10 protein-coding genes are annotated in these 13,550 nt (G+C 58.7%); 1 reads left to right on the top strand and 9 read right to left on the bottom strand.

Annotated elements, in window-relative coordinates; genetic code table 11:
- Nucleotides 1-401: 401 nt before the first annotated feature.
- The 6 genes from AC244_RS16165 to AC244_RS16195 form a co-directional block, all read right to left on the bottom strand.
- Nucleotides 402-1,181: a YkgJ family cysteine cluster protein gene (locus AC244_RS16165; RefSeq protein ID WP_053249831.1), complete on the bottom strand. Its 780-nt coding sequence runs from the start codon at nt 1,179-1,181 to the stop codon at nt 402-404.
- A gap of 225 nt (nt 1,182-1,406) precedes the next feature.
- The gene (locus AC244_RS16170; protein WP_053249832.1) at nt 1,407-2,084 is read right to left on the bottom strand and encodes an HNH endonuclease; all 678 of its coding nucleotides are present in this window, start codon (nt 2,082-2,084) and stop codon (nt 1,407-1,409) included.
- Nucleotides 2,081-3,388, bottom strand: coding sequence for an AAA family ATPase (locus AC244_RS35295; RefSeq protein WP_082366872.1), 1,308 nt, complete (start codon nt 3,386-3,388; stop codon nt 2,081-2,083). Before AC244_RS35295 ends, AC244_RS16170 begins: the two co-directional genes overlap by 4 nt.
- 208 nt (nt 3,389-3,596) lie before the next feature.
- A complete protein-coding gene (locus AC244_RS35300) occupies nt 3,597-4,505 on the bottom strand; it encodes a YDG/SRA domain-containing protein (protein ID WP_202596083.1) in 909 nt (302 codons plus the stop codon).
- A 213-nt stretch (nt 4,506-4,718) separates the two neighbouring features.
- Nucleotides 4,719-4,976: a hypothetical protein gene (locus AC244_RS16190; RefSeq protein ID WP_053249836.1), complete on the bottom strand. Its 258-nt coding sequence runs from the start codon at nt 4,974-4,976 to the stop codon at nt 4,719-4,721.
- A 122-nt stretch (nt 4,977-5,098) separates the two neighbouring features.
- Nucleotides 5,099-5,422, bottom strand: a complete 324-nt coding sequence (locus AC244_RS16195; protein WP_053249837.1) for a hypothetical protein — start codon at nt 5,420-5,422, stop codon at nt 5,099-5,101.
- 644 nt (nt 5,423-6,066) lie between these two features.
- Between AC244_RS16195 and AC244_RS16200 the strand changes: the two genes are divergently transcribed.
- A complete protein-coding gene (locus tag AC244_RS16200) occupies nt 6,067-7,716 on the top strand; it encodes an AMP-binding protein (RefSeq protein WP_053249838.1) in 1,650 nt (549 codons plus the stop codon).
- Between the two features lie 71 nt (nt 7,717-7,787).
- Here the strand turns inward: AC244_RS16200 and AC244_RS16205 are convergent, their stop codons facing one another.
- From AC244_RS16205 to secA, 3 genes are all read right to left on the bottom strand, one after another.
- Nucleotides 7,788-9,062 (bottom strand): GNAT family N-acetyltransferase, encoded by a 1,275-nt coding sequence (locus tag AC244_RS16205; protein ID WP_053249839.1) that lies wholly within the window; start codon nt 9,060-9,062, stop codon nt 7,788-7,790.
- Nucleotides 9,059-10,453, bottom strand: a complete 1,395-nt coding sequence (locus tag AC244_RS16210; protein WP_053249840.1) for a lipopolysaccharide biosynthesis protein — start codon at nt 10,451-10,453, stop codon at nt 9,059-9,061. The genes AC244_RS16205 and AC244_RS16210 overlap by 4 nt, the downstream gene beginning before the upstream one ends.
- Nucleotides 10,454-10,737: 284 nt before the next feature.
- Nucleotides 10,738-13,452 carry a preprotein translocase subunit SecA gene (secA, locus tag AC244_RS16215; protein WP_053249841.1) on the bottom strand — a complete coding sequence of 905 codons (2,715 nt, stop codon included), beginning with the start codon at nt 13,450-13,452 and terminating at the stop codon, nt 10,738-10,740.
- Nucleotides 13,453-13,550: the final 98 nt, after the last annotated feature.

The raw sequence follows: 13,550 nt of genomic DNA on the forward strand, positions 1-13,550 counted from the left end.
ACGTCGCCGAAATGGTTCGGATATTAAGCGGTGGGAGCTGCCGCAGTCCTGGTTTAACGACTTCGTAAATCGGACCCTTTCTCGATATCGCCGTGTCTATGTTATCCAGCCCTATCAGGACCAAGAAGTCTGTGCGCCCGCTTGCTGGAATGCGGCTGGCCATGAATGCCAATGCTCGTGCATGGGTGCAAATCATGGCTCAGGGGAAGGTCGTGGCTGGTTTGTCGCATCCGACACGTTTGCGGTGAGATGGGGCACTCGCCATGTAGCCTGTCGTTTGCTGTCGGCGAAATGAATGGGGTGGAAGATGAAGCTTCGCCGTCGCCTGGATGCCCTAAAGCGTTCTCAGAGTTTAACCGTCGTGTGCGATTGCGAGTTGGGGTTGGACTTCACCTTCACCTCTACCCGAAAGCCGCGGCGTGGAGCGTACGCATGGCCTGCTCGTCTCCTGCAGAATCTGGATCAAGTGGGACGCCCGCGAACACATCGTCACCGGCCAACCAGCGATTCTCGATGCTTGGATCTTGGATTACCAGTTCCATCGCACTGTTGAATTCGTACGATGCACGAGATAGTCCGCTTTCCATCAATGCTCCCTCAAGGGCGGTGCTGAAGATCCCGCGAACCATCATGTGAGCCATCGGCGTTGGAATATCCTCGCCGCTGAGCCCAACATAGGATCTTTGACAGATTTCGGCGTCAGCCGACGCTGCTGAGCGACAGACGTTCGGCCGGTTCTTATAATTGAGGCAAAGGTTGTCTGATAGAGCGGGACAAGGGGTAATCATGTCGCCGCGATCGTCAAATGAGAGGCCTCTCACCGCTTGCATCGTTTCTTCCAAACGGGCGACGTAACCTGCGTGCTGGTCGTTGGAAATTGTTTTTGCGAAGAAGATGACTTCTGGCACCTTCGCCGCCACCCAAACAGTGCAGCAGTACCAACAGCCCTTGGAGCACTGTGTCGGCACATCCGCCAGCTTACGAGAAGACTTGTCCATGGCGGTGTGCAGAAAGTTCATCAGTCCATAAACGCGGCCGCTTCTGCGAGCTTGCTCAACATGCTCATGAGTTTTCCGCATGAGCCGAACCATCAAGCCTTCGTCGAAGTGGTCGATGTTGATCCCTTGATCGATTTGGCGATCATATTCTTTGTTTTGCCTACGGCGGTTAGCTCGGTTCATATTTTCCTCTAAAATGCTCCATTTTAGTCAACTCGACTAACGAGGTCAGTCACGACAATGAAGACCTCAACGCCGGCGGCGAAGCCTGCACTCAAGGGCGCTGTTACTGGTCGCTGCCACCAAGTGTCGCGTCTGGACGGAAGATAGGAATCTGTGCCGTCCGCCGTTCAAAGGCGCCAGCGAGCAGGTGGATGGCGCGTTCGAGCCTAGCGCAGCGGGTGAATACTAGTCGCTCGCGATTACGCCTTTGGTCTTGAATTGATCGATGTATTCTCGCGACGAGGTCACATACTCGTCCTGGTCGCGTAAATGGTTGTCCACCAAGTCATTGAGGAGCAGCGGTTTATAAGCGGCGTCTGCCAAACAGTAAGCCCGCACCAAGCCATCTAGAAAGGCCATGCGCTCACGACGACGTTCAAGAAGCTCCGGCCGCGACAGTTTTAGGACCTGCTCCGTTGCAAACGCACGAAGGCTGTCTGGTCTGGGCGCGACGACCTCTCTGAAATAGAGGAAGTGCTCTTTCGGATCGTCCCTGTACGGATCGATCAGGCTATCTTGCGAATGAGCAGGGTCGGCGGTGTATTCGTCCCCCTTGTTTTCATTGCAGATGTCGCAAGCTAGCGTGAGGTTTTCCCATTCATATGCCTTGCTTGGGACCTTCGATTTGGGAGCGACGTGCTCAATATCTCCGTGGGTGATATGTCTAACAACACTTTCGCAATAGGCGCACTTGCCGTGCGTCTCCGCCACAACCGCGGCCTTTATGTCAGCGTGTCTGTAGCGTTCCTTCATCGTTTGGGTTGGTTTGTTGCCGGCGGCCAAGGTCCCAAGTAGACTGGTCGTCCACGCCTCGGCATTCCTTTCCAGAACATCGGGTTTCTCAGTCTTCTTGAGGCGTCTCAATTGGACCTCGTCAGGCTTGTCAGTGCCGATGGATAGCTTGACGCAAGGCCTTCTCTCTCTAGCTGCGCATAGATGTTTTTAAGTGCGGCCTCATCAAGCCTCGTTCCCTTGAATTGACCCACTATCTGTTGAACGCGAGCTTCGGCCCAATCTGGTATTGTGGAGGCAATTCCCAAAACGTCACGCAGGATCTCGCTTGCAGATGCTGCCTTGTTGACGGTGTCTAGTCTTTCAGCAACAACCCGCGTGCCCAACAATCCTCTGATAGACTGATCGTCATCGGCTCCGGCAGCGATATCCGCATCGAGATAGCGAAGCACGTAGACTGCAGAGTCCTGCATTGCGGAAATGATGAATGGGCTGTGCGTTACCGCTATGACCTGCAGTCCCGGGAACGCTTCTAGAATACTCGGGAGAAACGATTTCTGCATTGAGGGATGCAGATGGTTCTCTGGTTCATCAAGGGTGACGACGAAACGCTCGCGGCCTTGCGAATAGAAGTAGAGCTGCCATGCGACTTCAAAAAGTTTGATTATTCCGCCTGAGGCGGCGTCCACTAAAAAGTCCCCGGACTTGGTAGATAGCAATACCTCAGGCGGTCGTATGATGAGCTTTTCGAAACCCAGCGACTTCGGTAGCATTACTTTGAGGACAGCTTCGAAACCCTTAAAAAGCTCGATCAATTCGGGCATCGGGTCCATGGTTTCATTGCCATAGCCGAAGATGCTCAGCTGCATGAGCGTCATTTTGATGTGATAGAGCGAACCACTATTGAGCCCGCCGCCTTGGTAAAAGTTGATGTACTCACTATCCACACCAAGGCCGATTGACTGCCGCACTGGCGGCGCCGATGGGTAGTTTGCCACATGCCGATAGACATTCGGCGGGCGATGCGAATCGATGTGAATGCCGTCTACCGTCAACTGACGATCGAACGCAACATCGTAGTGTAGCGCCGCCTGTGTCGGTACGTTTATTTTGCAAACAGTGCCGTCGGAGTATCCGATTTCCCCGATCTCAATTCCATGCGGCGATGTTGGCAGAGGCGGTGTGGGAGCCAAGCCAAGTTTTCGTAGAACGAACAATCCCACCGAGAATGGTCTCTTTGCTCCAGAACGTTGAGGGGTAGCCAAGAAGGCGCGATGGTAACCGAAATGCCTACTGAAGAAGGAGAGTAGAGTGCTCTTGCCAGCCCCGTTTGCGCCAGTAATGATCGTCAAGCGTGGATGAAGCTGCAGCTCGATATCCTGAAACTGTCTCCAGCCTCGAATGCGTAGTTTGGTGAAGCCTGGTGTTGTGCTCATGATGCGCCCCTCTCGGACATCTCTAGCGTGTGCTGCTCGGGTTTGTCATCAAGAGAATTCTAGTGGCAGTGGTGGCTTTTGGACGTCGGCCAGAAATTGAGAACAGTCGCCGAACGGCGCTGGCTAACCTCTCTGGTAGTTGATTGATTTGTTGTCTCTTCTCAGGCCTACAGCGCCTTGTGTCCATCGCCAAAGCTCCTCTAGGCGATTATTCTTCGCCTAACGTCAGTGCTCGCTTGTCCGCTGAGAAATGCTTCCGATGGTATCGAAGATGTTCGACAGAGATGTCGTGCCATTTTCCGCGGGTCAAACGCCCAGGTATTCCGACCAGCGAAAAGTCGTCGTTTATGCTGAAGACGCCGAGATCGAACATCACATGATGGTTTGGGCAAAGACAAAGAATGTTCTGAGGCTTATCGGGGCCATTGTGCGGCTTACCTAATGGGCGAATATGCGCAGCTTCAGCATAGCGCCCAGCCTCGGTTTCTATGAAAGTTCCGCACACTTGGCAGCGGTGTCGGTATTTTCTCTTTATTTCTTTCGCTTGTTTTGTGTCTCTGACTATACGCTGAACCAAAATGGTGGCGCGCCTGGGACTTTCATTTCCACCATTCAGCCCAATCGGTTCGATAGCCGCCGGTGGCGGGTTTTCACGACCTACCTCGGATCGGACCAGACGGTAGCGCCAAATTCTGAAGCCCGCTGAGCCAATTTCGTGCCAATGGCTTTCAACAAGATAGAGCCCATCGTATCGGTACCCGGAGATCGGTGCGGAAGGATTGTTTCGCGCTGGGCCCCGGATTACGCGGACCGGAATCCCCTCTAGCTGGTTTCGCACAAGCGCCAGGTTTCCGCGGGTCATCTCTTGGTCTTTGATTTGTTTTCCGGATTTATTCTGGCCGCCATGGCCGGTATAGATAATCTCGTCACCCAGATCGACATCATCCGGATATCCGTGGGATATCACTATAGAGTCTGCTCCGTCGTGTTCCGTGCCGGAAATTCCACCCTGGTTGGATCGATGAACACCTTCAGCGTTAAGCTGCTTGTAGTTGTCGAAGGTATCCCCGACATTTACGCCCTCTGGGTGTCCGAACGTTACTTCACTGCCCGCCACAGAAAGATCTCCCTTGAGCAACTCCATTTACGTGAGGGTGATAACGACCAGGAGTTAATTCCCATTCAACGTCGCTGGGCTCAACTAACTCGCGCATTTCCGGTTCGCCAAAAAATGAGAACATTCACTGAATTGCGTTGGCTAACCGTTTCGGTAGCCAATTGATTTTGCTTGATCTTCGCAGGCCCTCCGGGCCCACCAAGTTCAAGAACCTCAATCTCGCTTCATAGAACTGATGGCGACGGGTATGAGGGTGCACGTCACATAGCCGAAAAAGGCAGCGGTTGCGGCAAGCATAAGCGCCAGCAGTGGCCATCCAGTCGTCAGCGCCTCGAAGGCAAGCCATGCGGAGACGCCTATACACCCAATAAGGTAGGCGAAGAAAACGATTAGGCAGATTGGGCGCAGTGCCTTGAATCGGTAATAGGCCGTTCCCGTCACGACAAAGAGGATCGCGGCAAATAAGGTCATTAGGCACCTGGCTCCCAACGATTAAGTGATCCGCGATACTAAGCTGCAGTAGCCCTAAACAAAACAAAACGATGGTGTGAGGCAGTTCTCCGCTGCCAATTGGGCTAAGACGCGGGGGTACTTCATGCCCGTTTGGCGGGCGCGGCGCGGCTTCTTCCTTTGTCGGTGATCACTAATCCGCCCTCGATCTCCTCAAGAAAACCGTCCGTGATATAGTTTCCTTCGCTTCCCTTATGAGACGTGATGTTCCTGACGCGTTGCTGCCATACCTGCTCCGCAGGGCGACTTTCAGACCTCGCGAGATCGGCGTCTGTCAAATCGAGGATTTTGGGCAGCGTGCGGAATAGATCCTCAAACTGGCCTTTACCGCTCGATCGCAGCGCCAAGATCGACAAGACCGCTTCCGCGATTTCATTCTCGGTTGTTCTGTTGTGTTCATCAGGCATTGCTCACCTCCCTGGGTCACAATGCAAGGTTGATTGAGTCCGCAGCGATGTCAAGTTGCATGAACGTTGTCTAATTTGATGCAACTAGGCTACGAAACGGAGGAATGAGGTGTGGGATCACGTGAGACGGTCGAGCGCCGCCATTCAAATCTGGCGCTAAACGGTGAGACACGGGACGTAAAAAACATAATGAAATGACGTGCCGCCAATCTGTCCCACGCGGCAGCAAGTCGTTGAATTTTGGACCTTGCCTCGCTCCGGCATGGGGCACCACCACTCAGTTTTTGCGCATCACTCTTAGCGTGACTTCGGTTCGCCCCGCCTTCGAAGGCGCGGTCTGCGCTTGATCGATGTTTCGATCGACTCACCCGCTCTTGCCGTTCATGTCAGCAGAACATGTGGTTCTCGTGGAGTCGCCTTTCATCGCCCATGCCGCTCACATCGCCGTTGATTGGTCGCAGACTTCCGATTCGGATCCAGCAACAAACAGAATGATCTTTTTTGCTTTTATCTTGGGCGCCATCTGCGGGTCAGCGATCCGGGCTCCGACGCAGGTTGGTTGACACCCTTGCCGTCCCTGTGATTGAACAACGGCGGGCGAAGATGTTAGGTGCGGTGCAGCAGAAATCTGTTGCGGCGGGGCCATGTTACCGACAATCGAGAATTACGACGAACTCTACGGCGCATTCCGGTGGCAGATCCCCGAGAAATTCAACATCGGCGTGGCGGTGAGCGATGCCTGGGCGGCAAGAGCGCCGGATCGCATCTGTCTTCAGCATTTCAGCCCGGATGGCGCCCATCGCACGCTGACTTACGGCGCTTTCTCTCGGCAATCCTCCGCCTTCGCGCGCGGGCTTGAACGCCAGGGGGTCAAGCCCGGAGACCGGGTGGCGATCCTGTTGCCGCAGGGGTTTGAGGCTGCCATTGCGCACGCGGCCATCTACAAGCTCGGCGCGATCGCCCTGCCTCTGGCCTTGCTCTTCGGGGTCGAGGCGCTGGAGTATCGACTGCTCGATGCGGGTGCGGCGGCGATCGTGACGAATGCGTTCGGCCATGAGCGGGTCGCGGCCATCCGCGAGCGGCTGCCGGATTTGCGGCTGGTCGTGCTGGCCGGTGCCGAAGGCGTTCCAGGCACGCTCGGTTTCGCCGACCTTGCCTCAGGCGAAGCCGACGGTTTTGTCACGGCGGATACCACGCCTGACGATCCGGCATTGATGATCTATACCTCCGGCACCACCGGGCCGCCCAAGGGGGCGCTGCATGGGCACCGGGTGCTGCTCGGCCATCTCCCGGGGTTTCAGTTTCACCATCATTTCCTGCCGCAACCGGGCGACCGGATGTGGACGCCTGCGGACTGGGCCTGGGCCGGCGGATTGTTGAACGCGCTGCTGCCCTCGCTGCTGCTCGGCGTTCCCGTGGTCTCGTCGCCGGCGCAGAAGTTCGATCCGCACACGGCTTTTCGGATCCTTGAAGAGATGGATGTGCGCAACGCCTTCATTCCGCCGACGGCATTGCGGCTGATGAAGGCGGTCGACAGGCCGCGCGATCGATACCGTCTCAATCTGAGGACCGTCGGTTCCGCCGGCGAGGCGCTCGGGCGCGAAACCTTTGAATGGGCCAGGACAGCACTCGGCCTCGATGTCAGCGAGTTCTATGGCCAGACGGAGTGCAATATCGTCATTTCGTCGGCCGCCGATCTCGGTGTTGTCAAGCCGGGGGCGATGGGCAAGGCGGCGCCGGGCCATCGGGTGGCGATCATCGACGGCGATGGCCGCGAATTGCCGGCCGGAACCGTCGGACAGGTGGCGATCCGACGGCCGGACCCGGTGATGTTTCTCGGCTACTGGAAGAACGACAAGGCCACCGAAGCAAAGTTCATCGGCGACTGGATGACAACAGGCGATCAGGGCGTGATGGATGCCGAAGGCTACTTCACCTTCTTCGGGCGCGATGACGACGTGATCACGTCTTCCGGCTATCGCATCGGCCCGGGAGAAATCGAAGACTGTCTTGCCGGCCATCCGGATGTGCAGCTTGCTGCGGCCGTCGGAAAGCCCGACGCGCTGCGCACCGAAATCGTCAAGGCCTACGTCGTTCTAAGGCCGGGTATCGCTGGCGACGACAAGACGGCGCAGTCCATCCGCGAATGGGTGAAGATGCGGCTGTCGATGCACGAGTATCCGCGAGAGATCGCCTTTGTCGACAGCCTGCCGCTGACGACGTCGGGCAAGGTCATTCGCCGGTTGCTGCGCGAGCGGGCGGCGGCGGAGCCGCCACACTCGCCCTCCTTCTGACGCTCGAGCGCAGTGCGCCCAAATCGACGCATGGCGCTCCAAGAGTTTGATTTTCTGAACGATGCAGTCGCTCAGCGCCCGGCGAGCGCCTTGATCTTCTCCCGCAGCATCCGCGCCATGTTGCGGGTGTTGCGGTAGAGGTGGAGCTGTGCGGCGACCTGGCGGACGTCGCGGTCGCGGGTCTGCTGCAGGCCGATCACCAGCGTGCCCATCTCTTCGCGCTCCTGCCAGAAGCGGCTCATGACCGGGTGGTCGGGAACGGCGCAGGAATCCGAGCGGGCAATGTTGGCGTCGTCGAGATGCCATTCGGTCAGTTCCGCCAGCAGCAGCTTGCCGGGCGAGAATTTCGCGTAGTGCTCATTGTAGGCTGTCTTCCACGTGTAAGCTTCACCCGCCATCAGGAACACGACCATGGAAGCGATCGCCTTGCCGTCGAGATCGAGCGTGTGGATGCGGACGCTATCGGCCTCGGCGAGATTGGTGATCGCCTCGCGGGCGAAGGCCGCGCGGAACCGGTCGAGCACCATGGCGCTGCGTTCGCGGCCCTTCCAGCCGGACGCTTCCAGCGCAAGGAATTCTTCCATGCGAACGCGGATCTCGCTGGGCTGGCGTGCGACCGAATAGGCAAGCTGCCCGCGCTTCTCCAACTGGCTCCACTGGCGCCGCAATTCGCGGAAATGCGCCGGGCTGATCGATTTCTTCAGATAGGTCGGGCCGTCTAGCAGGCTTTCGAGCATCGGCCGGCTGAACGTGTCGGTCACCGTCAGCGGCAGGTTCCGGCCGATGGCGACGGCGCGCGCCAGTTGCGCGAACTTGCCCTTCAGGCGTACGTCCGGCAGCACCAGAACCCGGGGCAGGGTTGCCGATGGATCGGTCAGGGCTTCGAACAGGTTGTCGATCGTCTCAGCCGCATCCTCGGCATCGAGCAACGGCACGCCAAGCGGGCCGAACGGATTGGACCAGGCGCGGATGATCGGGGCGCCGATGGAAAAGCCGGGTTTCTCGATCGAGAACGGCATCAGGAAACGCATGCGGCTGCGGCGTTCATCGTTATCGCGGATGATGGCGAGCCGGATCACGCGCTCCTCGAGCCGGGGCATTGCTGGCGCTAGGAAGCGGCCGGTGAAGAACACGTTCGGCTCAAGCGCCCGGTTCGACAGGAAGTCGAGCTCACGCTGCAGTTCGTAGCCCGCCTTGGCCGGATAGATCGAAAGGTGGCGCCCGGGACGTCCGACCTCAATCATATGTTCCGCCTGCGGATGGGTGTGGCCCATCGGTGCCAGCCCGCCAAGAATGCGGGCGGCCCTGTCGTCTGCGTCACCGGGAAGATTGGTATTGCCGATCATGGATGGATCGCCCCGTTGTTGTCATGGTTCGAACGCCCGCTTGCGAAAGCGAAGAGTGCGAAACCGAAGGTGCGCCTTACGGCGAAATGAAGCAGCATAGCCTCGACGAACATAGCGCCGGCGGTTGCAAATGCAGCACCGGTCAATCCGAAGAGAGGAATGAGGCTCAGGTTAAGCGCGATGTTGGCCATGAGTGCGCCAGCGTAAAGGATCACGCAGAGCGTCTGCTGACCTGCCATCGTCAGCAGGATTTCGGCAGGCCCGATGAAAGCCTTGGCCATGATGCCGGCAAAGAGGATGGCCATTAGCGGCAGGCCGCCGACGAAGGCAGGGCCGAAGAGCGAAAGCAGGAAGGGTCCGGCAAGCAGGACCATGGTTCCGAGCAGGAGCGATGGCCAGAATGCCCAGCGCGCACTGTCGACGGCGATGTCTGCCAATTGCCGGCGGTCGCGGGCGGCCATGGCGCCGGCGATACGGGGGCCTGCCGCTGCCTTGACCGCGAACATGACGAAATGCACCAATGCCATCGTCTTGGCGGCGGCGAAATAAACGGCGACATCGTCCGGCTTGAGATAGAATCCGACGATGACCACGTCGGAATTGGTCAGCAGGAAGCCGAAGCCGTCGATCAGGAAGATCGGGACCGCGACCTGGAGCCATCGTCCCATTTCGATCCGAAGCGGCCCACTGACATAGCGCGAACGCAGCCGCCAAGTGAGAACGAGGAACTGACTGACGGTCGTGACATAGGCGGCGGCCATGGCAGCGGCCATCGCGGTTCGTGCCGTGTGCGGCTCCCCCATCGTCGTTGCCAGCACCATGAAGGCGAGCACCAGCAGCGGGCGAATGATGAATGTCGGGCTCATCGCCGAAAGCGGCCAACCGTGCGCGCGGGCGGTGCCGTCCATCACATCGCCAAGCGCGATCATCGGAAGCGTGAACAGGCCGAGATAGAGTGGAACCAGATAGTAGCCCTCGATCCGGTCGGCAAAAAGCCAAAGCCCCAGAAATCCGACGAGGGCAAGCGTGCTTGCGGACACGAGGGCGAAGATCCGGGCGGTGGTCGTCAGGCCACGAATTTCGGCCAGCGCCGAGGTCGCCTGGTACTCGGGCAGGAAGCGGATCACGGCCGAATGGAAGCCGATGCAGGAAAGGCTGCCGAACAGGATGACCAGTACCCAGACGAAGACGAAGATGCCGTATTCGAACTCGCCCATCAGGCGCGCGAGAATGATCTGGGACAGGAACGCGATCGCGGCGCTGAGGATGCGGATGACGAAGGCGACAAGTGCCATGCGCCGCGCCGTATTCTTCGGGTCCTGTTCGGTCAGGGCGGCGACCAGCACGCCGATCAGCGGAGACAAGCGGTGTCGCAGCGCCGACGGCAGCATTCGTCCGGCTGTTTGACATACCGCCATGAACACGAGAACACCCTGAGATTACGCAATACAGGGTTTAGTTGTGCCAGATCAGCGTTAACAAACGGTTCAGTCGGGGGGCTCGCCTTAGGGAGGGAACCGATCGGACGGGGTTCGATCGGTGGCTTTAAAGACGATGGGCGGACGGCAAGGCGGACCGCCCCGCACCAAGCGGCCGCCCAAGGTGCAGCAATGGGATGGTCTTGGCGCTTTGCACTTCTGCAAACAAAAATGCCGCCCGAAGGCGGCATTTCAGATCAGGCTTCGTAAATTCCGTGGCAATGCTTGTACTTCTTGCCGGAGCCGCATGGGCAGGCCTCGTTGCGCGAGACCTTGCCCCAGGTCGAAGGATCGGCCGGGTTGCGGTTTGTCGGTGCGACGGCCAGCAGCGAACCAGCACCGCCACCGAAATCGTCTTCGCCGGTCAACGGATCGATATGGTGACCCACCATCTGCGGCGGTACCGGCTGCGGAGCCTCGGCTGCCTCGCGGACCAGTTCGACGCGCATAAGCTGGGCCGTTACGGCCTGGCGCAGGTTGCCGAGCAGGGCCTGGAACATTTCGAAGGCTTCGGACTTGTATTCCTGCAGCGGGTCGCGCTGGGCATAGCCACGGAAGCCGATGACCGAGCGCAGGTGGTCGAGGTTGACGATGTGTTCGCGCCAGAGATGGTCGAGCGTCTGCAGAATGACCGAGCGCTCGACATATTGCATGATCTCGGGGCCGAAACGCTCGGCCCGGTCGGCCACAGCCTTTTCGGTCGCCGCCGTCACGCGCTCGAGAATGTCGTTCTCGTCGATGCCCTCCTCGGCTGCCCATTCGACGATCGGCAGGTCGAGGTTGAGGTATTGTTGGACGTCGGCCTTGAGGCCCTCGACGTCCCACTGTTCTGCATAGGCCCGCTCGGGGATGCGCTTGGAAACGATGTCTTCGATGACTTCGTTGCGCATGTCGGTGATGGTTTCAGTAACGCTCTCGGCATCCATCAGCTCGATGCGCTGCTCGAAGATCACCTTGCGCTGGTCATTGAGCACGTCGTCGTATTTCAGAAGGTTTTTGCGGATGTCGAAGTTGCGGGCTTCGACCTTCTTCTGGGCGCGTTCAAGTGCCTTGTTGATCCAGGGATGGACGATCGACTCGCCTTCCTTCAGGCCGAGCTTCTGCAGCATGCCGTCCATGCGGTCGGAGCCGAAGATGCGCATCAGGTCGTCTTGAAGCGACAGGTAGAACTTGGAGCGACCCGGGTCGCCCTGACGGCCAGAACGGCCGCGGAGCTGGTTGTCGATACGGCGGCTTTCGTGGCGTTCGGTGGCGAGGACGTAAAGTCCGCCGGCGGCCAGCGCCTTTTCCTTCAACTGCTGCACCTCGTTGCGGATCGCCTGTTCGCGCTCGTTGCGCTCGGGGCCGGGCTCGACCTCTGCGAGTTCCTGCTGGATGCGCATGTCGACGTTGCCGCCGAGCTGGATGTCGGTACCGCGACCCGCCATGTTGGTGGCGATCGTGACTGCGCCCGGCACGCCGGCCTGTGCGACGATAAAGGCTTCCTGCTCGTGGTAACGCGCGTTCAGCACCTGGAAGTTGTTGAACCCGGACTTCTTGAGCAGATCGGCAAGCTGTTCGGACTTTTCGATCGACGTCGTGCCGACCAGCATCGGCTGGCCGCGCTCGTGCGCCGACTTGATCTCGTCGATGATCGCTTTCAGCTTCTCGCCCTGGGTACGATAGACCTCGTCGTCCTCGTCGAGACGCTTGATCGGCAAGTTGGTCGGAACTTCAATGACTTCCAGGCCGTAGATGTTGCCGAATTCTTCCGCTTCGGTGGAGGCCGTGCCGGTCATGCCGCCGAGCTTGGAATACATGCGGAAATAGTTCTGGAAGGTGATCGAGGCGAGCGTCTGGTTCTCGGGCTGGATCTGCACCTTTTCCTTGGCTTCGAGCGCCTGATGCTGGCCTTCGGAATAGCGGCGGCCCGGCATCATGCGGCCGGTGAATTCGTCGATGATGACGATCTCGCCGTTGCGCACGATATAGTCCTTGTCGCGCTGGAACAGCTTATGGGCCTTCAACGCGTTGTTGACGTGGTGGACGATTGCGACGTTTTCGATGTCGTAGAGCGATTCACCCTTGAGCAGGCCTGCCTGTTTCAGCAGGTTTTCGAGCTTCTCGGTGCCTTCTTCGGAGAAGTTGGCCGAGCGCTGCTTCTCGTCGATCTCGTAGTCTTCAGGCGAAAGCAGCGGGATGAACTCGTTGATCGTGTTGTAGAGATCCGAGCGGTCGTCGAGCGGGCCGGAGATGATCAGCGGCGTGCGCGCTTCGTCGACGAGGATCGAGTCCACTTCGTCGACGATGGCGAAGAAGTGACCGCGCTGCACCATCTGCGGGCGCTCGTACTTCATGTTGTCGCGCAGATAGTCGAAGCCGAGTTCGTTGTTGGTCGCGTAGGTGATGTCGCAGGCATAGGCGTTGTGGCGCTGGTCATCGGTGAGGCCATGGACGATGACGCCGGTCGACAGGCCGAGGAAGCTGTAGACGCGGCCCATGGTGGCGGCGTCGCGCTGGGCCAGGTAGTCGTTGACGGTGACGACGTGCACGCCCTTGCTGGCAAGCGCGTTGAGATAGACGGGCAGGGTTGCGACGAGCGTCTTGCCTTCGCCGGTCTTCATTTCGGCGATGGCGCGCTCGTGCAGGATCATGCCGCCGATCAGCTGCACGTCGAAGGGACGCAGGCCAAGCACGCGGCGGGCTGCCTCGCGGGCAACCGCAAAGGCCGGCACCAGCAGGTCGTCGAGGGTCTTGCCGTCTGCGAACTCTTGGCGGAATTCCACGGTCTTGGCGGCGAGTGCCTCATCCGACAAAGCCTTCATATCGGCTTCAAGAGCGTTGATGGCATCCACTCTGGCCTTGTAGCCACGCACACGGCGATCGTTGGAGGAACCAAACAACTTGCGGGCTAGGCCGCCGAGACTGACCATACGAATGGTCCTTTCTTTTTTGTTGCCTTGGGTTCCACTGGCCGCACCGTCCAAAACCGCGCAATGCCGTGAAACGCCCGGAAACTGTTCTGGACGCG

The sequence above is a fragment of the Ensifer adhaerens genome, assembly GCF_001270265.1.
Classification (GTDB): Bacteria; Pseudomonadota; Alphaproteobacteria; order Rhizobiales; family Rhizobiaceae; genus Ensifer; species Ensifer adhaerens_B.

Excerpts from the sequence above, each read along its gene's own strand:
- AC244_RS16165 (WP_053249831.1), bottom strand. The coding sequence starts at position 1,181 with ATGAACCGAGCTAACCGCCGTAGGCAAAACAAAGAATATGATCGCCAA.
- AC244_RS35295 (WP_082366872.1), bottom strand. The coding sequence starts at position 3,388 with ATGAGCACAACACCAGGCTTCACCAAACTACGCATTCGAGGCTGGAGA.
- AC244_RS16190 (WP_053249836.1), bottom strand. The coding sequence starts at position 4,976 with ATGACCTTATTTGCCGCGATCCTCTTTGTCGTGACGGGAACGGCCTAT.
- AC244_RS16195 (WP_053249837.1), bottom strand. The coding sequence starts at position 5,422 with ATGCCTGATGAACACAACAGAACAACCGAGAATGAAATCGCGGAAGCG.
- AC244_RS16200 (WP_053249838.1), top strand. The coding sequence starts at position 6,067 with ATGTTACCGACAATCGAGAATTACGACGAACTCTACGGCGCATTCCGG.
- AC244_RS16205 (WP_053249839.1), bottom strand. The coding sequence starts at position 9,062 with ATGATCGGCAATACCAATCTTCCCGGTGACGCAGACGACAGGGCCGCC.
- AC244_RS16210 (WP_053249840.1), bottom strand. The coding sequence starts at position 10,453 with ATGCTGCCGTCGGCGCTGCGACACCGCTTGTCTCCGCTGATCGGCGTG.
- secA (WP_053249841.1), bottom strand. The coding sequence starts at position 13,452 with ATGGTCAGTCTCGGCGGCCTAGCCCGCAAGTTGTTTGGTTCCTCCAAC.